Origin of the sequence: Sphaerisporangium rubeum (assembly GCF_014207705.1) — a bacterium.
Lineage (GTDB): Bacteria > Actinomycetota > Actinomycetes > Streptosporangiales > Streptosporangiaceae > Sphaerisporangium > Sphaerisporangium rubeum.
Map to the genome: position 1 here is coordinate 2709751 of NZ_JACHIU010000001.1, position 23897 is coordinate 2733647.

Genomic DNA, 23897 nt, shown 5'->3' on the forward strand with positions numbered 1-23897 from the left:
CGGTACCGCCTGCCGACCAGTCGGCCTTGACCGTCCGGCGCAACCCCCGCGTTCAGCGGGCTCCTACCCTCTGTCATGGAGGGCGTCCTCCCGCGCACGCGATCGGCGGCCGATCCGTGGTCCCCAGTTCACGCTTGTCCGCGTCATATCCCTATGTATGGATCATCGAACGTTCGAGTGCGTCGTCATCTCGACAGTGAGCCTGGGGACTGATATTAGGGTCAAAGGGGGGTCAATGGGAATTCGGTCTTCCTTTACTCGTCGGCCAGTGCGGCCAGTGCGGCGGCGAACGCCTCGGCCGGCGGACTGACCAGACCCGCTCCGACCTGCCCCGTTCCGGCGACGCGTCCCGCGATGCCGGTGTTGACGACCGGCAGCACGCCGGTTCTGGCGACAAGGGTCACGTCGATACCCGTCGGTGTGCCGCGGAACCCGAGCCCCGGGATCTGGTACGCCGGGTGCTCCGCCAGCGTGATCTCGTACATGGACCGCGTGGCGGTGATCGCGTCGGACACGTCGCCGCCGACGAACCGCACGATCGCCGGGGCCGCCGCCATGGCGAACCCGCCGAGGCCACCGGTCTCGGTGATGGTCGAGTCGCCGATGTCGGGGTTGGCGTCCTGCGGGCCGTACGCGCCGAGGTACAGCCCGTCCGGCACCCCGGCGGGGCCGGTGAACCACCGGTCGCCGAGCCCGGACACCTGGATGCCGAAGTCGGTGCCGTTGCGCGCCATGGCGACCACCATGGACGACCCCGGCACGTCCCGCGCGGCGTCCGCCGACACCTTCCCCGCGGCCATGCCGGCGTTGAGGAAGAAGTGGTCGTTGCCGTTGACGAACCGCAGCACCTCGGAGGCGTACCGCGGGGAGGCGTCCACGATCGCCGGCGCGATCTCACGCACGAACAGCGACGTCGCCGCGCGGTTGCGGTTGTGCAGCTCGTCACCCATCTGCAGGGCCTGCGCGATCAGTGAACGCAGGTCCACGGGGCCGCTGAGCGCCAGCGCGGCGGCCAGCACCGGGCCGAGCACCTCACCCATCCAGCGCAGCCGCTCCACCACCTCGGGGCCGTAGGCGCCGTACCGCAGCACCTTGCCGAGGCCTTCGTTCAGCGAGCAGTACGCGGTGCCGCCGTGCTCCTCGTCGGTCACCTCGAACATCCACATCGACGGGCTGACCACCCCGGCCATCGGGCCGACGGCGCGGTGGTGGTGGCAGGAGTCGAGCGTCACGCCACCGGACACCAGCAGCCGCTCGGCCTCGGCGGCGTCGGCGGCGAGGCCCTCGAACAGCGCGGCGCCGATGAGCGCGCCGCGCATCGGCCCCGAGGCGCGTTCCCAGTCGATCGGCGGCCCGGCGTGCAGGAACGTGCGCGGCGGCAGGCCGAGCACCTCGGCGGCCGGCCGCACCCCGGTGAGCCGGGGCCGTGACGACGTCATGCGGCCGACGGCGGTCGCGTTGGCCTGCTCACGGCGCGGGTCGGCGAGCACCTTGGCCAGCGCCGGCGCGGTGCCGGCCAGCGGCGGACGCCAGTCGACCGCCAGGTGCGGCACGGCCTGCCGCGTCAGCGCCTCGGCGAGCACGGCCGTACCCGCGGTGATCACGCGGGCCTCGCTCTGCAGCATGGACAGTGTCACGAGGCCCTCCTGACGAGGCTCGCGGCGTGCCTGGCGGCGGCCGCGTTGGAGACGAACACCGATGCGCCGGCCTGGTGGAGCGCCTCGGCCTGGCCGCGCATGCCCTGCGGGTCGGCGTCCGTGCCGACCAGCGCGGCCACCACGGCGGCGCCGCGCTCCACGGCCTCGCGGACGGCGGGGGCCAGCCGCGCCGCCGGGTCGGGGTCGGCGGCGTGGCCGAGCACCACGTCCAGCAGGACCACGCCGGACGCGCGGGACAGGGCCTCCAGCCGCATCGCCGGGTCGATCATCGGATGCGGCCGGCCGCGGGTGTACTCGTCGTCGCCGAAGTCGGTGAACTCGCCGGTGCCGGCGATGAGCTTCGCCTCCGCGCACAGCGTGCCGCCGGAGTACAGGCCGCACAACCCGGCCGTGCGCGGCTCCTGCGGCACCGTCCAGGACGGCCACCGCGGAACCGGCCGGCCGAGAGCGTGCAGTGCCTTCTCGACGGCGGTCGTCAGGTCGTCCTGTCCGGGGCCGAGCAGCGCGGTGACCACCGGGGTGCTCAGCTCGTCGACGGCGCGGCGCACCACCTCGGCGACCTCCGGCGCCGGCGGTTTGGAGATCAGCACGATCAGCTCGGTGGCCGGGTCGGCGTCCAGCGCGCGCAGCGCCACCAGCGTGGAACGGCCGCCGACGGCCGCCGACAGGTCCCTTCCGCCGACACCGAGCACGTGGCTCACCCCGGCACCCGCGTGGTCCAGCAGGCACGTCACCTGCTGCGCGCCGGTGCCGGACGCCGCGACCACGCCGACCGGACCCGGCTGGAGCACGTTGGCGAAGCCGAGCCCCGCGCCGCCGACGACGGCGGTGCCGCAGTCGGGGCCCATCACCAGAACGCCGCGCTCGGCGGCGCGTTCCTTCAGCGCGATCTCCTGCTCCAGCGGCACGTTGTCACTGAAGATCATGACCGAGAGCCCGGCCTCGACGGCGTCCATGGCCTCGGCGAACGCGTGGTCACCCGGCGTGGACACCAGCGCGAGCGTCGCGTCGAAGACCTTGGCCGCGGCCCGTGTCGTACGCGGCGCGTGCTCGGTCGCCGCTCCGCCACCGCTCCGCGCGGCCCTGCCGAGCTCGGTGAACTGCCGTTCCAGCTCCGCACCCGCCGCCGCGAGCTCCTGCGCGGAGTCCGCGCGTATCGCCACGAGCAGATCCGTCGGCCCCGCCGCCGGCACGTCGAACCCGACGTCGCGGGCCAGGCCGACGTTCAGCTCGGTCGCCATGGCGACGATCGCCACGCCGACCCCCGGTAGGGACCCGAGGGCCTGACTGACCCGCATGAGACTCACCGAGTCGTGGTAGACGCCGGCGCGCACCTCGACCTGATCGGTGTTCGTGGTCAACCGCCGCTCACCGCCTCTCTCCTGGATCGATGGCGGTGCCCCCGCCGTCGCTGAAGCCGCGCGTCCCCGTGCCGGCGGCCGTACTCGTTACCTTCGACGCATTCCCGTGGCGCGTCGTTCATAAGGCGCGGGACGGCCGGGCCGTCCCGCCGAGCGCCAGCACAGCGGACATTCCCGTCCGCAGGCCCCAGGCGAGATCGGCGCCTGAGGTGTGCCCGATCTGCAGCAGGCGGCGCAGCGCCGGCTCCAGCGGCTGCCGTCCCGCGACACCCCGCAGCACCGCGAGCGCGTCGACGCACGCCTCGCCGCGTGCCGCGCAGTGCAGCAGCGTCGCGGAGATCGGAGTGGTCCTCGTGCCGGCGTCGAACGCCACGGTCGCGGCCAGCCAATCGGCCAGCCACACGGCGCGGCGCGCACCGGTCGACCCGCCGAGGTGGCGCAGCGCGACCAGCAGCCCGGCGAGCATGTCGTCACCGCTCGGCGTCAGCCCCGGCCCAAGGCCCATGAGCTGCTCGGCGGCGTTGATCGCCGTCGCCAGCGACCCCTGGTGGCAGCCCTCGGCCAGCAACTCGCCGGCCCCGCCGGACGGCAGGCCCGGACGGCGGCCGGAGGCCTCGCAGATCTCGGTGAACCGCGGCAGCACCTGCGCCAGCCGGTCGGCGGTGACCGGGCCGAGCGGCGGCGCCGGGTCCCACCAGCGGCGCACCCGCATGGTGACCCGGCCGACCTCGACGCACCCGTCGCCGACCGCGGCCTCGTCGCCGGCGGACGCCGGTGGCAGCGGGTCGCCGAGCACCATGGCGTTCGGCAGGCGCGTCGCCTCACCGGTCACCACGGCCACGACCGACGGCTCGTCCTCGGTGCGGATCTCCAGGTACATGCCGAGCGGGAACACCGCCAGCACCCGTGCGGGCCGCCGCGGCGACTCCAGTGCCGGCCGCAGGGCCGTGCTCGCGGCGCCGTACGCCTCGGTGGTCACCGGCGCGCGGTGGCGAATTCTCGTGCCCGTACCCAGAGTCACCCGGCCTCCCGTCGAGTCTTTGCGACGGTAAAACGGCGCCGGAAGCCACCGTACGGAGAAAGATGCCAACACTTCCGCGTTGAGTTGGCTCTTGTTGACAGAGATGTCATTCCGTCAGAATCACGGAAACGGCTTTTCACCCGGGAGCTTGACCATGACTGCTGACCCATCACCCCCGGCGATGCGCTTGGCCTCCACCGGCACCATCATTCACGGCGTGTCCGTGGGGGAGGTGCTCGGTGTCTCCACCCTGGCCGGAGCCCGCCTGATCGGCGGCAGGACCGGCCTCGACCGCATCGTGCAACGGCTCAACGTCATGGAGGTGCCCGACATCCTCGCGTGGGTCAAACCCCACGAACTGCTCCTGACCACCGGCTACCCGCTGCGCAACACCCCGCAGTCCCTCGGCAGGCTCGTCGCCGACCTCGACGAGCGCGGCCTCGCGGCCCTCGGCATCAAACTCGGCCGGTACGTCGACGAGCTCCCCGCCGAGATGGTCGAACAGGCCGACCGGCTCGGCTTCCCGCTGATCCTGCTCCCCAACGACGTCGGTTTCGACGACATCCTCAACCAGGTCCTCACCGACATCCTGAACCGGCAGGCCGCGCTGCTGGCCCGCACCGAGGAGGCGCACCGCGCGCTCGTGCAGATCGTGCTCGCCGGCGGCGGCCTGCGCGAGGTCGTCGCCGAGGTCGCCGGCCTGCTCGACGTCGACGTCGCCGTCGTCGACGCCGCGGGCCACATCCTGGAGGCCGTCGGCGACCCTCTGGCGCTGCGCACCTCTCCCGCGATGTCCGGCGGCGACTACACCGTCGTCCCCGTCGTCGCCGGGGGCCACCACCACGGCCGCATCGTCGCGCACAGCCCCTCAGGCGGCATGCGTGACGGCGACATCGGCATTCTGGAACGTGCCGCCACGGTCGCCGCTCTCGTCGTGACCCGCCAGGAGGCCGTCACCGCCGTCGAGAGCAAGTACCGCGCCGACTTCCTCCGCGACGTCCTCACCGGCCGCGGCGGCCCCCGCGTGGCCGCGCGGGCCAGTGCCTTCGGCTGGGACCTGGAACGTCCCGTAGGCGTCGTCGTCGCCGAGATCGACCCCGAGTTCGACATCCCGCCTGACCGCCTGCTCACCGCCTGGACCGCCGCGCTGCGCCGCCACGACCCCAGAGGCGCCGTCGCCGGCTTCTCCCACGAGGTCGTCGCCGTCGTCGGCTCGGAAGCCGACATGACCCGCCTCGCCAAGGACGCCGTCGCCGCCTTCGCCGACTCCCGTCCCGCGACCTTCTCCACCGGCATGAGCCGCGTCGCCTCCGGCGCCGAATCACTGCCGGACGCCTACGGCCAGGCGTTGAAAGCCGCCAGAGTGGGCCGCCAGCTCCACGGCCCCGGCGCCGTGGCACATTTCGACCAACTAGGCGTCTACCGCCTGCTGTCCCTCGTCAACGACACCGAGGAACTCCACGCCTTCGTCCGCGAAACCCTCGGCCCCCTGGTCCTGGACGACGACGCCGAGAACGCCGACCTCCGCCGCACCCTCCACGTCCTCCTGGAGACCAACCTCAACGTCGCCGAGACCGCGCGCCGCCTCCACTTCCACTACAACACCCTCCGCTACCGAATAGGCAAACTGGAGCGCCTACTAGGCAACTTCACCGAAGACGCACACCTGCGCCTCAACCTCACCCTGGCCCTCCACGTCCTGCGCATGCGCGGGATCTGACGACACACTCACCCGGCCGGGCCCCGGAGAACGCCAGACACTCGGATCCGGGGCCGGCCTGGCACTAGGCTTTCGGCTGGGTCAGGCGGATGGGATTGCCGAAGGGGTCGCGCAGCGCGCAGTCGATCCCGTAGGGCCGCTCCGTCGGTTCCTCGGTGAACTCGACCCCGAGTCCCGACAGCGTCTCGTACGTCTTGCGGCAGTCGTCCGTGCTGAAGATGACCGCCCCCATGGCCCCCTTGGTCACCAGATCGCGGACCTGCGCCGCCGTCTCCGCCGACATCGACGGCCCACCCGGCTTCTCCAGCAGAATCTGCCGTTCCGGCTGCCCCGGCACGTTGATCGTCAGCCAGCGCATGAAGCCTAGATCGACATCGGAGTTGACCTCCAGCCCCAGCTTGCCGACGTAGAAGTCCAGGGCCTCGTCCTGGTCGAGAACGTATATCTGTGAGTGCGTGATCGCGTTGAACATGCCCTCCACGCTAGTAGCCACCCCGCCGAAAAACTTATCCAAAACTGACCGATCACCTCACATCCTCCCTGGTGGAAGGCGCAGCCCCACATGCGCTCGGCCGCAGCCATACCATGGCGAAGCACGTCGGCACCGGCATGGAGGTGGACTCCTTGCGGTACGTCCTCGGCGAGCGGCCGACGATCTCGCGGAACGTACGGCTGAAGGTCCCCGGGCTGCCGAAACCGACCTCGAAACAGATGTCCGTCACGCTGTGGTCGGTCTCCCGCAGCAGGAACATCGCTCGCTCCACCCGCCGCCGCTGGAGGTACCGATGCGGAGTCTCCCCGAACGTGGCCCGGAACGTGCGAGAGAAGTGCGCCTCGGACACATGAGCGATCCGCGCCAACGCCGGCACGTCCAACGGCTGCGCGTAAGCCCGGTCCATCGCGTCCCGAGCCCTGAGCATCCGCCGGTTGGTGTCCTCGACAGCACGACTCACGCCGCCATCACACCACGTCCCTCCGACCGGCCCATCGGCCGACCCACGGCGTTGGTCCAGGGACATGTCCAGACGGTAGGGACGATTCTTTCCATGGACGACGTGTTGGGTGTCGGCGGGTGTCCGGGTCGTCTTGAGGGGTGGGGAGTGGCGACCGAGGTGGGACAGGAGGGGCCGGGTTCACTTGGAGGTGGGATGGGTGGTGCGTAAGAGGAGTGCTGGTCTGGTGGTCATGTTTTGGCAGGTTCTTACCATGTCGGCCGGGGGGTGTCGGTTTAATCTGCGCGGAACGGACGAGGATGTCCCCGCCTGTCCGCTTGCTGGCGTCAGGACACCCCGCCGGATATGACGTGCAGTGACGATGACGATGTATTCAGCGTGACGCCGTAGAGGTCTGCCTGCGGGGTGGCCATCGACCGAGCGGCCCGGTGATGAAGGGGCTCTCAATGGCCTTCGGATGGAAAGTGCATGGGGACGGGCGGACGCTGGCGCCGGGGGAGGTGGTCAAACCCGACGAGCGGCTGAGCTGGCCGCGCATGGTGGGGTTCGGGGCACAGCACGTGATCGCCATGTTCGGGGCGACGTTCGTGTTCCCGCTGGTGATGGGCCTCAACGCCAACGTCGCCATCATGATGTCGGGTGTCGCGACGATCCTGTTCCTGCTGATCGTGCAGGGGAAGATACCGAGCTATCTCGGGACGTCGGCGTCGTTCGTCGGCGCGGTGGTCGCGATCCGCGCGGCCGGTGGGGACAGCGGGACGGTCACCGGCGCGATCCTGGTGGCGGGCCTTGTGCTGGCGCTGTGCGGTGTCGCGATCCACTACCTCGGGGTGCGGGTCATCAACAAGGTGTTCCCGCCGGTGGTGACCGGTGCGGTGGTCATGCTCATCGGGTTCGGGCTGGCGTACGTCGTGGCGGACATCTACTGGCCGCAGGACCAGTGGATCGCGTTGATCACGATGGCGGTGACGGGGCTCGTCATCGTCGGGTTCAAGGGCTTCGTCGGACGGGTCGGCGTGCTGGTCGGCCTGATCGCGGGGTTCGTGCTGTCGTGGCTCGCCGATCTGGTCTTCGGGAACATCACGGCGTTCAACGCCGGCACCGGCCAGGTCGACACCCACCCCCGGGTGAGCTTCCAAGGGGTGGCGGACGCGCCGTGGATCGGCCTGCCGGACTTCCACGCGCCGAACTTCGCGGTGTCGGCGATCGTGCTGGTGCTGCCGGCCGTGATCGCGCTGATCGCGGAGAACGTCGGCCACGTCAAGGCGGTCGGCGAGATGACGGGGCAGGACGTCGACCCGTACATGGGCCGCGCGGTCCTCGCCGACGGTGTCGGCACGGCGCTGGCGAGCGCGGTCGGCGGCTCGCCGACCACGACGTACGCCGAGAACATCGGCGTCATGGCCGCCACCCGCGTGTACTCGACCGGCGCCTACTACATCGCCGCGGTGATCGCCATCCTGTTCGGCCTGTGCCCGAAGTTCGGCGCGCTGGTCGCGGCGACGCCGGGTGGCGTGCTCGGCGGCATCACGGTCATCCTGTACGGCATGATCGGCCTGCTCGGCGCGAAGATCTGGATCGAGAACCGTGTGGACTTCGCCGACCCGGTGAACATGGTCCCCACCGGAGCGGGAATCATCCTGGCGATCGGCCCGGTTTCCCATCAGATCACCAAAGACTTCTCCCTGGCGGGCATCGCGCTCGGTACGGTCGTCGTGCTCGGTGGTTACCACCTTCTGCGCGTCGTCGCCGGGCGGCCGTCCACTCTGTCCGGAGGTGCACGGCCCGCGCCGGTCGTGGAAGGGAGCGACAGCACCACGTGAAGCCTCCGCCGTTCGACTACCACGCTCCCCGTGACCTCGGCGAGGCCCTCGCGGTCCTCGCGGAGGCCGGGGAGCACGGCAAGGTCCTGGCCGGCGGCCAGAGCCTGATCCCTTTGATGAACATGCGGCTGGCGGCCCCCGAGCACCTGGTGGACATCAACCGGGTCGCCGGCCTCGACGGCATAGAGGCGGGGCCGGACGGCGTGCGGGTCGGCGCGCTGGCCAGGCACACCGCCGTCGAGCGGTCCGAGGCGGCGGCGCGCCGCCAGCCGCTGCTGCGCACGGCGCTGCGGCACGTCGCGCATCCGGTGATCCGCAACCGGGGGACCGTGGTCGGCAGCCTCGTGCACGCCGACCCCTCCGCGGAGCTGCCGGCCGTCCTCACCCTGCTCGGCGGCACCGTCCGCCTGGCCAGGCACGGCGGCACGCGGCGCGACGTTCCGGCCGAGAGCTTCTTCACCGGGCCTCTGGAGTCGGCGCTGGAGCCCGGCGAGCTGGCCGTCTCGGCGTTCTTCCCGGCGCTCGGACCCCGCACCGGCACGGCGTTCCACGAGGTGGCGCGCCGGCACGGCGACTACGCGATGGCGGGGGCCGCGGCCCTGGTCACCCTGGACGACGACCAGCGGATCGCGCAGGCGAGGGCCGCGTTCGTCAGCGCGGGCCCGGTGCCGGTGCTGCTCGACCTGACCGAGGTGTGCGAGAGCCGTCCGGCCGCGTCGGTGGACTGGCCGGCCGTGGAGCGGGCCGTGCGGGACCGGCTCGACCCGGACGCCGACATCCACGCGACCGCCGAGTACCGCCGGCATCTGAGCGGGGTCCTCGCGGCCCGCGCGCTGCGCGCCGCGGCGTCCGTCGCGGCGGGGGAGGGACACGATGGCTGAGGTCAGGCACCCGATCTCGCTGACCGTCAACGGCGTGGTCCATGAGGTGGCGGTCCCGGCCCGCCGCCTGCTGTCGGACTGCCTGCGCCACGACCTCGGCCTCACCGGCACCCACGTGGGGTGTGAGCACGGCGTGTGCGGCTGCTGCACGGTGCTGCTGGACGGTGAGCCGGCGCGGTCGTGCCTCACGTTCGCGGTCACGGCGGACGGCCACGAGATCACCACCGTCGAGGGCCTGGCGGGGCCGGACGGCACGCCGTCCCCGGTGCAGAAGGCGTTCTCCGAGTGCCACGCGCTCCAGTGCGGGTTCTGCACACCCGGTTTCCTGTGCACGGTCACGGCGCTGCTGCGCGACACCCCCGCGCCGACCGACGACGAGGTGCTCGAAGGCATCTCCGGCAACCTGTGCCGCTGCACCGGCTACCAGAACATCGTCAAGGCGGTCCACCGGGCCGCCGAGCTGACGGCCGAGGAGAGTGCCTCGTGACGACCAGGCTGTTCGGCGAGCGGGTCCAGCGCAGGGAGGACGGACGGCTCGTCACCGGCCAGGGCCGCTACCTCGACGACCTCGGCCGTGACGCACTCGCCGCGGCGTTCGTCCGCTCGCCGCACGCGCACGCGCGCATCCGCGACATCGACGTCTCGGCGGCCCTGGACGTCGACGGCCTGGTGGCGATCTACACCTGGGAGGACCTGCCGGAACGCGTGCGCGACCCGTTGCCGCTGCTGATCCCGCACCCCGCGCTCACCCACGGCCGCACGGCGTACTGCCTGGCCAGAGACGTCGTGCGGCACGTCGGCGAGCCGGTCGTCATGGTGGTCGCCACCGACCGCTACCTCGCCGAGGACGCCGCCGCGCTGATCGAGGTGGAGTACGAGTTCCTCAAGCCGGTCGTCGGCATCGAGGAGGCCGTGCAGGGGGTCCACCTGGTGCACGAGGACGTGCCGGGGAACGTCGGCGCTCACCTGGTGCAGGAGGTGCCGGACGCCACAGGCAGAGGCGCGCGTGACGCCGTGGACGCGGCGCCGCACGTGCTGGAGTTCCGGCTCGACATCGAGCGCAGCGCGTCCATGCCGCTGGAGGGACGCGGCGTGTACGCGAGGTGGGACCCCGACGACCGGTCGCTGCGGGTCTATTCCTCCACGCAGACCTCCACCAGCGTGCGCATGGCGCTGGCCGCCAAGCTCGGCCTGCCGCTGCCGTCGGTCGAGGTGATCGCGCCGGACGTCGGCGGCGGGTTCGGCGTCAAGATCGTGCATCCGTGGCCGGAGGAGGTGCTGGTCCCCTGGGCCGCCATGCTGCTCGGCCGCGAGGTCAAGTGGGCCGAGGACCGGCGCGAGCACTTCGTCTCCTCGGCCCACGAGCGCGCGCAGGTGCAGCACGTGCGCGTCGGCTTCGACGACGAGGGCCGCCTCCACGGACTGGACGTCACCATCCAGCACGACCACGGCGCCTACACGCCGTACGGCATCATCGTGCCGATCATCACCGCCACGCAGCTCCTCGGGCCGTACCGCGTCGGCGCCTACCGGGTGGAATTCTCCTCGATCTACACCAACACCGTGCAGGTCACGCCGTACCGTGGCGCGGGCCGTCCTCAGGGTGTGTTCTGCATGGAACGCACGATGGACCGCATCGCCGCGCATCTCGGCATGGACCGGACCGCGGTGCGGGCCGCCAACTTCATCCAGCCCGACCAGTTCCCCTACGACCAGGGCCTGATGTTCCAGGACGGCCGGCCGCTGATCTACGACAGCGGCGACTACCCCGAGTCGCTGCGCATGCTGAAGGAGCTCATCGGTTGGGACGCCTTCCCCGCCGAGAAGGAACGGGCCGCCGCCGAGGGCCGCACGATCGGCATCGGCATCGGCTGCTACGTCGAGGGCACCGGCGTCGGGCCGTACGAAGGCGGCCACGTGCAGGTCACCTCCGACGGCCGGGTGCACGTCTCCACGGGCCTCACCTCGCAGGGCCAGGGCCACGAGACGGTGTTCGCGCAGATCGCCGCCACCGAGCTCGGCGTGCCGATCGACCGGGTGTCGGTGGTCACCGGCGACACCCGCCGCTTCGGTTACGCCGTCGGCACGTTCGCCTCGCGGGCCGCCGTGATGAGCGGCAACGCCATCGCGCTGGCCTGCCGCAAGGTGCGCGACAAGGCGCTGCGGATCGCCGCCGACGCTTTGGAGGCCGATCCGCGTGACCTGGAGATCGTGGACGGCGACGTGCGGGTCGTGGGGAACCCCGGGGCCGCGGTGCCGCTCGCCACGGTGGCCGTGCTGTCCAACCCGCTGCGGTACGCCTTCGACGAGGAGGCCAAACGGGCCACGCAGTTCACCGGGACCGCGTCGATGGACCGGCCGCCGGTCGACGAAGGCGAGGAGCCGGGGCTGGAGGGCCGCGACTACTACTCGCCGGTGCGTTCGACGTTCGCGTCCGGCATGCACGCCGCCGTCGTGGAGACCGACCCCGGCACCGCGGAGATCCGCATCCTGCGGTACGCCGTGGTGCACGACTGCGGGAAGCTGATCAACCCGATGATCGTGGAGGGGCAGATCCACGGCGGGGTGGCGCAGGGTGTCGGCGGCGCGCTGTACGAACGCATGGTGTACGACGGCCACGGCCAGCTCCTCAACGCGTCCTTCATGGACTTCCTGATGCCGTACGCGACCGAGGTGCCGCGCATCGAGACGGCGCACCTGGAGACGCCGTCGCCGCTGAACCCGCTCGGCATCAAGGGTGCGGGGGAGGCGGGGGTGATCCCGGTGTCGGCGGTGGTCGCCGCGGCGGTCGAGGACGCCGAGGGCATCACGATCAGCCGCATGCCGATCTCGCCGTCCGACCTGTACGACCTGCGGCGGGCCGCCGGGTGAGGCCGTCTATGGCCTGACGGTCATGATCCACTCACCGTCAGGCCCGTCAGCCTCACCGCGACACTCAGGTCGCTATCTGTAGTCGAGTTGCTACATTCCGTGATTGTCGCGCGCCGGACCGGCCGTCCCGCCTGGGGACGTGCCGCCGGCGCACCCATCACAGAGGAGGACTCGGGTAGTGAGATCACGGACAGGCACGGCACGAGCGGCCCTGGCGGCGGCCGGCCTGATCGCGGTGGCGCTCGCCGCACCCGCGCCGGCCATGGCCATGGACGGCGACGCGGCGGCGTCGCTGCGGCAGGCACGCGAGCAGTGCGGCGGTGGCGAGATCTGCTTCTGGTACTACCGCGACTATTCCGGCACGCCGTGGCGCTGGACGCCGGCCAACGGCTACCGCGACATGCCGTCCAACCTGCACGACCACGTGTACTCGTTCTACGCCAACGCCGAGGGGTGCTTCATCGACTGGGACCCGGCGGAGCGCCGCAGGGTGAACAGCGGCGACTACGCGCAGGCGTACGACACCAACTTCGGCCGCAGGATCGACGCCGTCGGACCCTCCGGCATGTGCTGACCGGCCGGCGCCTCCGGCGAGGGGAGGCGCGGGGCTCACGCGGTGACGCGGCGGCGGAACACCCAGTACGTCCACGCCTGGTAGCCGAGCACGAACGGCAGCGCGGCCAGACCGATCCAGGTCAGCACGCCGAGCGTGTACGGCCCGGAGGCCGCCTGCGCCAGCGTCAGGCCGGGGAGCGGCGCGCGGTGCAGCGTCGCGAACACCGTCCCGGTGACCAGCACGATCGCCGCCGCGGTCGCGGTGAAGGCCCAGCCTTCACGCCGGCGCCACGCCAGTGCCACCGCGGCGGCGAGCGCCGCGACGGCCCCGGCCGCCGCGATCCACACCTGCGGGTGCGCCGTCCACCCGGCGCCACCCGCCACCCCGGCCGTCCCCGGGCCGCCTGACCCCGCACCCGCCGTTCCCGCCGCCAGGCCCGCGAGGGCCGGCAGGGACACGGCGGCGAGGGGGAGCGCGGCGACGGCGGCGGCCGGCACGAGACGGCGGGCCCTGGCCCGCAGCGGGCCCGCCGTCTTCAGCGACAGGAACACCGCGCCGTGCAGCAGCGCCACCGCCAGCGACAACGCGCCGCCGAGCGCGGCGGCCCGCGCCGAGCCGTACAGCAGGTGGCCGAACACCGCACCCCAGGTGATCGCGGTCACGGCGCTGCCTGCCGCGATGCCGATGTCGCACAGCCTGCGCTCGGCGGGCCGCACCTTGCCGCGCCACTCCAGCGCGACCCCTCGCACGATGAGCGCGGTGAGCACCAGCACCAGCGGCAGGTAGTAGGTGCTCAGCAGGCCCGCGTACCAGGCGGGGAACGCGGCGAACGTCGCGCCGACCGCGGTGATCAGCCACACCTCGTTGCCGTCCCACACCGGGCCGATGGTGCCGAGCGCCTGGCCACGTTCGGCGTCACCGCGAGCGGCCAGCGGCAGCAGCGCGCCGACGCCGAAGTCGAAGCCTTCGAGCACGAAGTAACCGGTCCACAGGAACGCGATGACCAGGAACCAGAAGGTCGTGAGCTCCATCAGGGTCTCCCTAGTACATCAGGGTCGGGGTGAGCGGGGTCGTCTCCGGCCGCGGTTCCGGCGCCGGCTCGGCAGGCTCGGGGCCGGTCCGGACGTGCCGGGCCAGCAGGAGGGCCTCGGCGGCGGCCAGCACGCCGTACAGCACCGTGAAGATCGCCAGCGAGACGGCCACCTCGCCGAGGGAGACGCCGGGGGAGACGGCGGCGGCGGTCAGCAGCTCACCCTGGACGACCCACGGCTGGCGGCCGATCTCGCTGAGCAGCCATCCGGCGATGACGGCGATCAGCGGCAGCGGCAGCGCGGCGAGACCGGCGCGTGCCAGCCACCGGGGGACCGGCCGGCGGCGCCGCAGGGCCCACAGGCCCGCCGTCGACAGCGCGACCGTGGCCAGGCCGAAGACGATCATCACGCGGAACGACCAGTACACCAGCGGGATGTTCGGGATGTAGTCGCCGGGGCCGAACCGTGCGGCGTACACCTGCTGCAGGTCGTCCACGCCGCGGACGACGGCGCCGGGGTCGTGCGCGGCGAGCAGGCTGAGTGCGTACGGCACCTCCACGCCGGGGACGGGGGAGAACGCGGCACCCCGCTCGTCGTGCCGCAGGCCCTCGGCGGCGGCGAGTTTCATGGGCTGCTGCTCGTGCAGGAGCCGGCCCGACAGGTCGCCGGTACCGGCGACCAGCGCGCCGGCCAGCGCGGTCATCACGAGCGCGCCGCGCAGGCAGGAGCGCCACATCGGGTCCACGTCGCCGGTCCGGCGCTCGCGCAGCACGCGGTAGCCGCACACCGCGATCACGAAGCCGCCGGCGACGACGAACGACGCGGCGACGACGTGCGGCACCTGCGCGAGCGCGGTCGAGTCGGTGAGCACGGCCCACAGGTCGGTCATCCTGGCCTTGCCGTCGACCACCTCGTAGCCGACGGGGTGCTTCATCCACGCGTTGGCCGCCAGGATGAAGTACGCCGACAGGTTGGAGCCGATCGCGGCGGCCCAGATGCAGGCGAGATGCACCCGTTTGGGGAGCCGGTCCCAGCCGAAGATCCACAGGCCGAGGAAGGTCGACTCCAGGAAGAAGGCCAGCAGCGCCTCCAGGGCCAGTGGCGCGCCGAACACGTCGCCGACGAAGATCGAGTACTCGCTCCAGTTCATGCCGAACTGGAACTCCTGCACGATCCCGGTGACCACACCCATGGCGAAGTTGATCAGGAAGAGCTTGCCGAAGAATTTCGTGAGCCGCAGATATTGCGCCTTGCCGGTGCGATGCCAGGCGGTCTGCAGTCCGGCCACGAAGACGCCGAGGCCGATCGTGAGGGGGACGAAGAGGAAGTGGTACACGGTGGTGATCCCGAACTGCCACCGCGCCAGGTCAAGTGCGTCCATTTCTCCCCCACGTGGGTGCGCACGAAGCTCTACGGGCCGTAGTGCTACATCCAGTAGTACTACAAGCTGTAGAGCAATTGCGTGCAGAGCAGCTGCGATCTTCGTCACACACGCAATGCCTGGTCGCGGCGTCAAGCCGATGTCAATCAGCCGTCAAGTCGATGCCCTCCGGCCGCAAGCACGCCGCAAGCAGCCCCCCGCACAGTTGAAGTGTGAACCGTTCACCCGCGCCGGGAGGAGCGACCATGTCAGCATCCGGGCCAGTGTCCGGGCCAGCGTCCGGGTCCCAGTCCGGATCACGGCGGCGCGGCGTCATCCGCAAGGTCGGCGCCTGGCCGCGCGGCAGCCTGCTCGGCGGGCTCGGCGAGGAGACCCGGGAGGAGTTCCTGCGGCTCGGCCGTCCCCGGCAGTTCGCCACCGGGGAGACCCTGATGATGGAAGGCGACCGCACCCGGCACGTCTACCTGCTGGTGGACGGCTGCGTGAAACTCACGGCCAACACCGAGAGCGGACGGCTCACGCTGCTCGGCATCCGCGTCGGCGGGGACGTCGTCGGCGAGTTCGCCGCACTCGACGGACAGCCGCGCGTCGCCACCGTCGTCGCGGCCGGCCCCTGCCTCGCCAGGCACATCCCGCACGAGACGTTCGTCGAGTTCCTGCAGCTCCGGCCCGAGGCGGGACTCGCGGTCAACCGCGCGGTCGTCGAGAAGGTGCGCTGGTCCACCCGGCGGCGCGTCGAGTTCGGCTCGTTCTCCACGCTCACCCGGCTGGCCCGCGTGCTCGTCGAACTCGCCAGGTCCTACGGGGAGCCCGTGCCGGAAGGCGTCATGATCGGCGTCGCGCTCACCCAGCCCGAACTCGCGGCCCTCGTCGGCGCCGCCGACATCACCGTCCACAAGGCGCTCACCACCCTGCGCCGCGCCGGGGTCCTCGGCACGGGGTACCGCCGCATCGTGCTGCACGACCTGCGCAGACTGCAGAGTTTCGCCGGTCAGGGCCAGAACCCGTCCGAGTACGAGGTGCCCGGCAGGCCCGGACGTGACTCTGTGAACATCTGACGACGCCGCCCCGGCGATACATCAGGTGACGTCGTCCCCGCCGTGAAGGAGATCGAACCGGTGAACGACCTGAGCGGAGAAGTCCGGCGGCTGTGCGTGGCCCTCGACACCGAGGACCCCGGCGGTGCGACCCCCGTCACCCGCGACCACGCGCACCGGCGGCTCGTCGACCTCGTCACCGAGGCCGTCGCGCGGGCCGGCCTCGACCGCCTGTACCTCGCCGACCGGGGTGCCACCTCCGGCACCCACGACCAGCGGGGAGCCTTCTACCTGCTGCCCTCCGGCGTGAACGAGGCCCGGATCGTCGCCGGCCTCACCGGGGAACTGCGCCTCGCCCTCCGGCGCCGCAACCACGGCCTCGGACCCGGCTCGTCCCTGCGGCTGCGGGTACGCGCCGCGTTCCACCAGGGCCCGACGAGGGTCGCCGACACCGGCTTCTTCGGCCGCGCCGTGGACACCGTGCACCACCTGCGCGACACCCCCGAGGTCCGCACCGAACTCCACCGCCACCCCCACGCCGACCTGGCCGTCGTCCTGTCCGCGCAACTCTTCGAGGACGTCATCGGCTGCGACCACCGCGACCTGCGCAGATCCCTGTTCCGCCGCCTCCTCGTCCCGTCTGCCGACGGCGTGGGCGAAGCCTGGCTCAGCCTCCCCGGCGCCGACACCCCGAGCCAGACCCGCCCCTACCGAGGCGCGACCGCCACCCCCGCCTACGCCCCCACCCCACCCGCCGGCCACTGACCCCACGAAAGGACCCTCGATGCCCCCCACAGGGACCCTGACGGGCCCAGAGGCCCCCATCCTCCGCGACCACGCCACCGTCAACTGGCACGTGATAGGCCGCCTGGACAGCCTGCGCCGAGAGGTCTTCCTGGCGTGCCTGCCTCCCACCCTGCGCACCGAGACCATGCTCGACCTCATGGCCATCAGAACCCGCGTGTGCTCCCGCACCGGCTTCGACGAGGCCGAGATCCGGACCCTCCTCACCCACCTGACCACCCTCGTCACCCACCACCCCCTCCTGTCCACCAAAGTCGCCGGCCTCTCTGCCGAGCTCATCGGCCGACCGTGAACCCACCCCCAATATCAACCCACGGGGCTAGCAAACCCACCCAATGGGGATAAAGCCGAAGCACAACCCCCCACAAACCGGGTGGGCGTCCCCAGGGGAGGGGACCGGGGACGCCCACCCTCCGACCAAACCGGCCCGTGCTCGGGGGCTCGTGGTTCCGACCAGGTGTCGGCCTGTTCGACCGAAGATGGGATCGATCCGTTTCTCCGTCCGGGGTGTCGGCTTGGCCGCGGTGTCGGTCCACCTTCGGGGGGTGTCGGCCTGCCGGTGGTTTCGACTGACGTATCTGCGTGGGGTGTCGACTTGTTCGTCCGTGCATGAAGTCGACCCGGGGTGTCGGCCTGGCCGTGGTGTCGACGCACCCGTCCGTGCGCGGACCCGGTTCGGCGCCGAGGCGGTGGGACGTGGTGCGGCGAATCCGGCGCCGTCGTACGGCGGGTGACCGGTCGCACGTGGAGGTGAGATCTGACGACGGGGGAGGTCGGCGTCAGGCGGAAGTTGCTCTTATCGGCAGGCTGCGGGGATCCTTAGTCTCTCGGGCATCGGAGGTGGTCATGAAGGTCGTCGGCAGTGCCGTCGTCGGGGTGGATCGGGAACGGGTGTGGGCCGCGTTGCGGGACCCGGCGGTGCTGGTGCGTACGATCCCGGGTTGTGAGCGGCTGGAGGCCACGGGGACGGACACCTACCGGATGACGGTCAGCGCGGGGGTCGCGTCGATCAAGGGGGTCTACCAGGGGGAGGTGTCGCTGTCCGACCCCGAGGAGCCGGAGCGGTTCACGCTCAGGGCACGTGGCGCGGGGGCCCCCGGCACGGTGGACGCGACGGTCCAGATCCTGCTCAGCGAGGTGGACGGCGGTTCGACCCGGGTGGACTACGACGCGGAGGCCGTGGTCGGCGGCATGATCGGCGGCGTGGGTCAGCGCATGCTGGGCTCGGTGGCCAAGAAGACGGCCGGTGAGTTCTTCACGGCGGTGGAACACCACCTGTGCGCACCGGCGGAGCCCGCCGCGGTCGCCGTTCCCACCCCGGGACCGGTGACCGCACCCGCACCGGTCACCACGCCGGCCGGTCCCACGCCGGTACCGGCGGCCGTCGACGTCCGGTACGCCGCGGCCTCCCAGATCTACGAACGTCCCGCGCAACCCTCCACGGCCGCGACCCGCGTCTGGCCGGTGCTGGCCGCGTTCGGCATGGGTGCGGGGATCGCGCTCGGCAGCACCGCCATCGGCTGGCTGTTCGGCCGCACGTCCCGCCGCTGACGCCACGGTTAGATCTTTGCCCCCTCGGCGGCAACGGCGACCCCTGCGTACGCACCCACCCGCGGCAGGGAGGCGCCGGGGACCGGCCGATATCTCGGCGCGGCCCGTGCGTACGGTCAAGCCGCCGGGCTGAGCCGCGGATCAGAGGTAGATCCCGACCTTGTTACCGAACCTCGCCTATGAGGATCTATCAGCGTAACGTGGCATATATGCGAGAGTTCCGTGCGGAGGACGCGCGAACCGAGGCGCGCCGGCTCACCAGGGACCTGCTGGGGGAGGAGCACCCCACGGCAGAGCTCCTGCTCAGCCGTGCCAGGGCCGCACTCGGGGACCACCGCGCGTACCGCTGTGCGGAACTGGCCCAGGGTGCTCCGCTGATCCGCAGGTCCGCCGAGCTGGCCGCCATCGCGGGACTGGCCGTCGGCACCGAGATCACCGGCCAGGAGTGGTGGTCCACCGGCCGCGCCGGCAAGATCCCCCCGCCGGACGAGGCCCTCGCCGCCGCCACCGGCATCGACCCGTGGACCAACCTCACGGTCCTGGAGATGCTGGCCGCCTGGATCGCCGACGACGCCGCCGACCATGCGTGGGGGGTCCCCGCCGCCACAGTGGACCTCAACTCCTGGCAGGCCGAGGACCGCATCCACGTCCCCGTGGGAACCGCACCCGGCACGACCCTGGTGGTCGCCTTCGACTCAGGCGGCCGCCTGGACGCCGTCGTACGGCCACGGCCGGACGGGACCCCGGGCTCCACCCTGGACTTCACGACCCTGCGTTACTCCCGTCCCGCCGAGGCCCAGTGGAGCTGGGGTGTCGCCGCGGGTCTCGGCCCGCACCCCCTGCCGGATGAGGACCCCGACCCGTACACCGTCACCGTGGACCCCGAGGTCGCCGAGACCCTGCGCCGCTGGGCCCTGCGCCACGGCGCCACCCCCGAGCTGGTCGGCACCCGCTGGCAGGCCAAGGGCGACGTCGTGGCGGCGGTCGAGCGGGTCGACTGGATGTGGCGCAGCGGCGAGTGGTTCGCGTGGTGGCGTGCGGCGTCCGCGCTGCTCGGCGGCGACCCCGCGCAGATCGAGGCCCGCATGAAGGACATCTCGGCGGCGCCTTAGCGATGCCTGCCGACAGTTGGCCGGTTCGCTTGGCGGATGTCGCTGATTCGTCAGGTCACGCGGGTTGAGTAAACACTAGGAACATGCGCAGCGTCCGTATCGGCGTGGACACCGGCGGCACCTTCACCGACGTGGTCGCGGTGGACGAGCAGACCGGTGAGATCACCACCACGAAGACCCCGTCGACCCCGGCCGACCCGGCGGACGGCTTCATGAACGGCGTGCACAAGGTGCTCGGCGGCGAGGACCTCGCCGGGGTGGCCGGCATCGTGCACGGCACCACGGTCGCCACCAACCAGCTCCTCGAGGACCGGCCGGTGAACCTCGGGTTCGTCACCACCGAGGGGTTCGAGTTCATCCTGGAGATCGCCAGGCAGAGCGTCCCCGACGGGTACGGCAACTCGTACTTCTGGGTCAAACCACCACGCATCGTGCCGGTGCACATGGTCCGCACCGTCGGCGGCCGGCTGGACCACCTCGGCCAGGAGGTGCGGCCCTTCGACGAGGACGAGGCCGTGCGGGCGGCCCGCTGGTTCCGCGACCAGGGGGTCACCGCCATCGGGGTCTGCTTCCTGCACTCCTACGCCGACCCCGCGCACGAGCTGCGCATGCGCGAAGTTCTGGAACGCGAGCACCCCGAAGCCGTCGTGTCGATCTCCAGCGACGTGCTGCGCGAGTACCGCGAGTACGAACGCTCCGTCACCACCCTCGTGGACGCCGCCGTCAAACCCACCATGCGCCGCTACATCGCCGGCCTGTCCGCGCGCCTCGGCATGCCGTTCTCCGTCATGAAGAGCAACGGCGGCGTGCTGTCGGCCACCGAGGTGGTGCACCAGCCGATCACCACCGTGCTGTCGGGACCCGCCGCCGGCGCGCTCGGCGCCGCGCTGATCGCCGCCACCGCGGGCCACCCCTCGGTGATCACCCTGGACGGCGGCGGCACCTCCACCGACGTCGCCGTGGTCGTCGACGGCGAGCCGTCCCTCACCACCGAGGGCTCCATCGGCCGGTACCCCTGCAAGATCCCCATGATCGACATCGTGACGGTCGGCGCCGGTGGCGGCTCGGTCGCGTGGATCTCCCCCGAAGGCACACTGAAGGTCGGCCCCCGCTCGGCCGGCGCCGACCCCGGGCCGCTGTGCTACGGCCGAGGCGGCACCGAGGTCACCGTCACCGACGCGCACGTGTACCTCGGCCGCGTGCCGCCGCACCTGCTCGGCGGCGAGATCCCCCTGTCGGCCGACGCCGCACGGGCCGGGGTCGAGGCGCTCGCCGCCAAGCTCGGGCTCACGCCGGAACGCACGGCGGCCGGGGTGCTGGAGATCAGCGCCTACAACCAGTCCAACGCCATCAGGCAGATCACGGTGAAACGCGGCCTCGACGTGCGCGACTTCCCCATGGTCGCGTTCGGCGGGTCCGGGCCGCTGCTGATCTGCCGCCTCGTCGACATCCTCGGCCTGCCGGCCGTCGTCGTGCCGCCGAACCCGGGGAACGTGTCCGCGTTCGGCCTGCTCACCGTGGACGTCAAGAACGACTACGTCCGCACCCACGTCACCAAGGACCTGTCACCGGACACCGCCGCCGCCATCCTGTCCGACCTGGAGGACCAGGCCGCCGACGCGCTGCACCGCGAAGGCTTCCCCGCCGACCGGCACGTCTTCGCGCGCAGCGCCGACCTGCGGTACAACGGCCAGGCGTACGAGGTCCGGGTCCCGGCCCCCGCCGGCCCGGTGGACGCCGCGTGGCGCGACGAGGTGACCGCGCGGTTCCACGAGGCGCACCGGCGGCTGTACGGCTACGGCTACCGCGACGACCCCCGGCACGCCGTGGAATGGGTCAACCTCCGCGTCTCCGGCATCGGCCCCATCACCCGTCCCGTCATCCCGGAACACCCCGAAAGCGACGGTCCCACCCCAGAACCGGCCTCCACCCGTCCCGTCCACTTCGACGACGGCTGGCACGACACCCCCGTGTACCGGCGCGCCGGTCTCCGGCGCGGCCACATCGTCACCGGCCCCGCCGTCATCGAGGAGTACGGCTCCACCCTGCCCCTGCACCCCGGCTTCACCGCCGAGGTCGACGCACGGGCCAACCTCGTCGTCCACCGCATCGACCCGGCGAACGGCGGCCGGCGGTGACCGCCGACCCGGCCCGGATCGTCGTCCACCGCATCGACCCGGCGAACGGAGAATCGCGATGACCGCCGACCCCGTGCTGGTCGAGATCGTCGAAGGCACACTGGCGTCCGTCGAGATGGAGGTCGAGACCGCCATCGCGCGCACCGCGCGCTCCCCGATGATCCGCGACGCGCACGACTTCCGCGCCGGCATCCACGACGTACGGCTGCGCAAACTCACCGGCCGGTCCTACTCCGCGCTCGTCCAGCCCATCGTCCGCGACTTCCCCGTCGAGGACATGAACCCCGGCGACGTGTTCTTCCACAACGACGTCTACCTGTCGGAAGGCGGCATCGGCCACCTGCCGGACCTGTGCGTCACCGTCCCCGTCTTCCACGACGGCCAGGTCGTCGCGTTCGTCCAGGCCTTCGGCCACCACGACGACATCGGCGGCGCCGTCCCCGGCTCCATGCCGTCCCACGCACGCAGCGCGTTCGAGGAAGGCCTCATGGTCCCCCCGATCAAGCTGTGGGACCGCGGCGAGCCGAACCGCGCCGCGCTGACCATCATGACCCGCAACTCCCGCATGCCGGACTCCCTCGCCGGCGACCTCGACGCCGAATGCTCCGCCTGCCTCATGGGGGCCCGCCGCCTCGGCGAGCTGTTCACCCGGTACGGCAGGGCAGCCGTCGAGGCGTGCTTCGACGCCATCATCGCCAAGACCACCGAGACCTTCCGCCGCGAACTCCTCTCCAAGATCCCCGAAGGCACCTACGTGTGGGAGGACTACGCCGAACACGACGGCGTCGACCCACCCCGCCTCCACACCCAGCGCATCACCCTCACCGTCGACCACACCGCCGCCGCACCGCTGCTCATCGACTTCACCGGCACGTCCCCGCAGGCCAAAGGCCCCATCAACCACGCCGGCGACTACGCAGACGGCGTGTTCCTGAAGAAATGGCTCGCCCCCATCCTGCGCAACCTCGCCGACACCCCCGAACGCATGGCCGAGCTCGACGTCAACGAAGGCGTCGTCCCGCTGATCGAGATGCGCTTCCCCGAGAAAGGCACCCTTCTCACCCCGATCTTCCCGGCCCCCACCAACGCACGCACCTTCGTCATCCTGCGCCTCCTCGGCGTCCTCGGCGGCGTCCTCGCCAAAGCCACCGGCGGCCGCATGCCGGCCGACCAGGAGACCATCCGCTACACCGGCGTCTACGGCGACGACCACGAAGGCCGGCCGTACCTGATGCGCGAAGTCCTCGGCGGCGGCTCCGGCGGCCGCTGGTACGCCGACGGCGAGGACACCATCCACGTCGTCCCCGACTCCCGCAACATCCCGGTGGAGTTCGCCGAGTCCCGCTGGCCCTTCCGCGTCGAACGCCTGGGCCTGGCCCGCGACTCCGGCGGCCCCGGCAAGTACCGCGGCGGCCTCGGCTACGACAAACACATCCGCATGCTGCGCGACGCCTCGTTCATGTCCATTGCCGACCGCAGCATCCTGTCCTGCTGGGGAGTGGCAGGCGGCCGAGCCGGCCGCCCCTTCCTGGTGACCGTCGACGACGTCCCCATGGACGGCCTCGTGGACGACCACCCGGTGAAAGCCGGCGAACTGATCAAAATCCAGACCACAGGCGGCGGCGGCTGGGGCTCCCCCCTGGACCGCGACCCGGCCGAGGTGGCCGCCGATGTCCGAGACGACAAAGTGAGCCTGGAATCCGCCAGGACGTCCTACGGCGTCGTCTTCACCGGCCCCGACTTCCCCCCGGGCACCCTCCTCGAAATCGATCACCCCGCCACCACCGAGCTCCGCGGCCGCCTCCGCGGCCGATCCCCCGACGCCTTCTTCGACCGGGGCCCCGGCTACCTCCGCCTCTCCGACGGCCATCCCGACGTGGACCTCCCGTGACCCCACCACCTCATCGGCCCGGCACCCCGCCGGGCCGGTGAGGTGGTCCACGATGGCGCCGCCATACCCGCCGGAGGAGACGAGACGCACGAGAACGCCGGCTTCGAA

General features: G+C 71.7%; 20 protein-coding genes. 13 read left to right on the forward strand and 7 right to left on the reverse strand.

All coding sequences use genetic code 11. The features are described from left to right. Positions 1-254: 254 nt before the first annotated feature. The 3 genes from BJ992_RS11570 to BJ992_RS11580 form a co-directional block, all read right to left on the reverse strand. Positions 255-1637 (reverse strand): YlbE family protein, encoded by a 1383-nt coding sequence (locus tag BJ992_RS11570; RefSeq protein WP_343072616.1) that lies wholly within the window; start codon positions 1635-1637, stop codon positions 255-257. Further along, positions 1634-3019, reverse strand: coding sequence for an AllF/FdrA family protein (locus BJ992_RS11575; RefSeq protein ID WP_246496607.1), 1386 nt, complete (start codon positions 3017-3019; stop codon positions 1634-1636). The genes BJ992_RS11570 and BJ992_RS11575 overlap by 4 nt, the downstream gene beginning before the upstream one ends. 118 nt (positions 3020-3137) lie before the next feature. Beyond that, entirely contained in the window at positions 3138-4040 is a 903-nt protein-coding gene (locus BJ992_RS11580) for an oxamate carbamoyltransferase subunit AllH family protein (protein WP_184980290.1), read from the reverse strand. Between the two features lie 154 nt (positions 4041-4194). Between BJ992_RS11580 and BJ992_RS11585 the strand changes: the two genes are divergently transcribed. Next, positions 4195-5760 carry a PucR family transcriptional regulator gene (locus tag BJ992_RS11585; protein ID WP_184980292.1) on the forward strand — a complete coding sequence of 522 codons (1566 nt, stop codon included), beginning with the start codon at positions 4195-4197 and terminating at the stop codon, positions 5758-5760. A gap of 64 nt (positions 5761-5824) precedes the next feature. On the opposite strand, the gene BJ992_RS11590 is transcribed toward BJ992_RS11585, so the two are convergent. Further along, positions 5825-6232, reverse strand: coding sequence for a VOC family protein (locus BJ992_RS11590; RefSeq protein ID WP_184980294.1), 408 nt, complete (start codon positions 6230-6232; stop codon positions 5825-5827). A 52-nt stretch (positions 6233-6284) separates the two neighbouring features. Then, positions 6285-6713, reverse strand: coding sequence for a helix-turn-helix domain-containing protein (locus tag BJ992_RS11595; RefSeq protein ID WP_184980296.1), 429 nt, complete (start codon positions 6711-6713; stop codon positions 6285-6287). A gap of 446 nt (positions 6714-7159) precedes the next feature. On the opposite strand from BJ992_RS11595, the gene BJ992_RS11600 reads away from it, so the two are divergent. The 5 genes from BJ992_RS11600 to BJ992_RS11620 all read left to right on the forward strand — a co-directional run bounded on the left by BJ992_RS11600 (position 7160) and on the right by BJ992_RS11620 (position 12862). After that, entirely contained in the window at positions 7160-8536 is a 1377-nt protein-coding gene (locus BJ992_RS11600; RefSeq protein ID WP_184980298.1) for a uracil-xanthine permease family protein, read from the forward strand. Continuing rightward, entirely contained in the window at positions 8533-9417 is an 885-nt protein-coding gene (locus tag BJ992_RS34235; protein ID WP_184980300.1) for an FAD binding domain-containing protein, read from the forward strand. The genes BJ992_RS11600 and BJ992_RS34235 overlap by 4 nt, the downstream gene beginning before the upstream one ends. After that, entirely contained in the window at positions 9410-9904 is a 495-nt protein-coding gene (locus tag BJ992_RS11610) for a (2Fe-2S)-binding protein (RefSeq protein ID WP_184980302.1), read from the forward strand. Before BJ992_RS34235 ends, BJ992_RS11610 begins: the two co-directional genes overlap by 8 nt. Then, positions 9901-12288: an aerobic carbon-monoxide dehydrogenase large subunit gene (gene cutA / locus BJ992_RS11615; protein ID WP_184980304.1), complete on the forward strand. Its 2388-nt coding sequence runs from the start codon at positions 9901-9903 to the stop codon at positions 12286-12288. Before BJ992_RS11610 ends, cutA begins: the two co-directional genes overlap by 4 nt. 178 nt (positions 12289-12466) lie before the next feature. Beyond that, complete coding sequence (locus BJ992_RS11620; RefSeq protein WP_221474770.1) at positions 12467-12862, forward strand: peptidase inhibitor family I36 protein; 396 nt, start codon at positions 12467-12469, stop codon at positions 12860-12862. A gap of 35 nt (positions 12863-12897) precedes the next feature. Here BJ992_RS11620 and cydB read toward each other — a convergent pair whose 3' ends face one another. After that, positions 12898-13875 (reverse strand): cytochrome d ubiquinol oxidase subunit II, encoded by a 978-nt coding sequence (gene cydB / locus BJ992_RS11625; RefSeq protein ID WP_184980306.1) that lies wholly within the window; start codon positions 13873-13875, stop codon positions 12898-12900. A gap of 10 nt (positions 13876-13885) precedes the next feature. Beyond that, the gene (locus BJ992_RS11630; RefSeq protein WP_184980308.1) at positions 13886-15256 is read right to left on the reverse strand and encodes a cytochrome ubiquinol oxidase subunit I; all 1371 of its coding nucleotides are present in this window, start codon (positions 15254-15256) and stop codon (positions 13886-13888) included. A gap of 263 nt (positions 15257-15519) precedes the next feature. Here BJ992_RS11630 and BJ992_RS11635 point away from each other — a divergent pair, with 263 nt between their 5' ends. From BJ992_RS11635 to BJ992_RS11665, 7 genes are all read left to right on the forward strand, one after another. Then, entirely contained in the window at positions 15520-16314 is a 795-nt protein-coding gene (locus tag BJ992_RS11635; protein WP_221474771.1) for a cyclic nucleotide-binding domain-containing protein, read from the forward strand. 60 nt (positions 16315-16374) lie between these two features. Beyond that, positions 16375-17058 carry a hypothetical protein gene (locus tag BJ992_RS11640; RefSeq protein ID WP_184980312.1) on the forward strand — a complete coding sequence of 228 codons (684 nt, stop codon included), beginning with the start codon at positions 16375-16377 and terminating at the stop codon, positions 17056-17058. A 19-nt stretch (positions 17059-17077) separates the two neighbouring features. Next, positions 17078-17389 carry a hypothetical protein gene (locus BJ992_RS11645; RefSeq protein ID WP_184980315.1) on the forward strand — a complete coding sequence of 104 codons (312 nt, stop codon included), beginning with the start codon at positions 17078-17080 and terminating at the stop codon, positions 17387-17389. A 554-nt stretch (positions 17390-17943) separates the two neighbouring features. After that, positions 17944-18648, forward strand: a complete 705-nt coding sequence (locus tag BJ992_RS11650; protein ID WP_184980317.1) for an SRPBCC family protein — start codon at positions 17944-17946, stop codon at positions 18646-18648. Positions 18649-18857: 209 nt separating this feature from the next. Then, on the forward strand, positions 18858-19760 hold the full coding sequence (locus BJ992_RS11655; protein ID WP_184980319.1) for a hypothetical protein: 903 nt from the start codon (positions 18858-18860) through the stop codon (positions 19758-19760). A gap of 83 nt (positions 19761-19843) precedes the next feature. Further along, on the forward strand, positions 19844-21898 hold the full coding sequence (locus BJ992_RS11660; RefSeq protein WP_184980321.1) for a hydantoinase/oxoprolinase family protein: 2055 nt from the start codon (positions 19844-19846) through the stop codon (positions 21896-21898). Positions 21899-21956: 58 nt separating this feature from the next. Continuing rightward, positions 21957-23789, forward strand: a complete 1833-nt coding sequence (locus tag BJ992_RS11665) for a hydantoinase B/oxoprolinase family protein (RefSeq protein ID WP_184980323.1) — start codon at positions 21957-21959, stop codon at positions 23787-23789. The last annotated feature ends 108 nt before the right edge of the window (positions 23790-23897 follow it).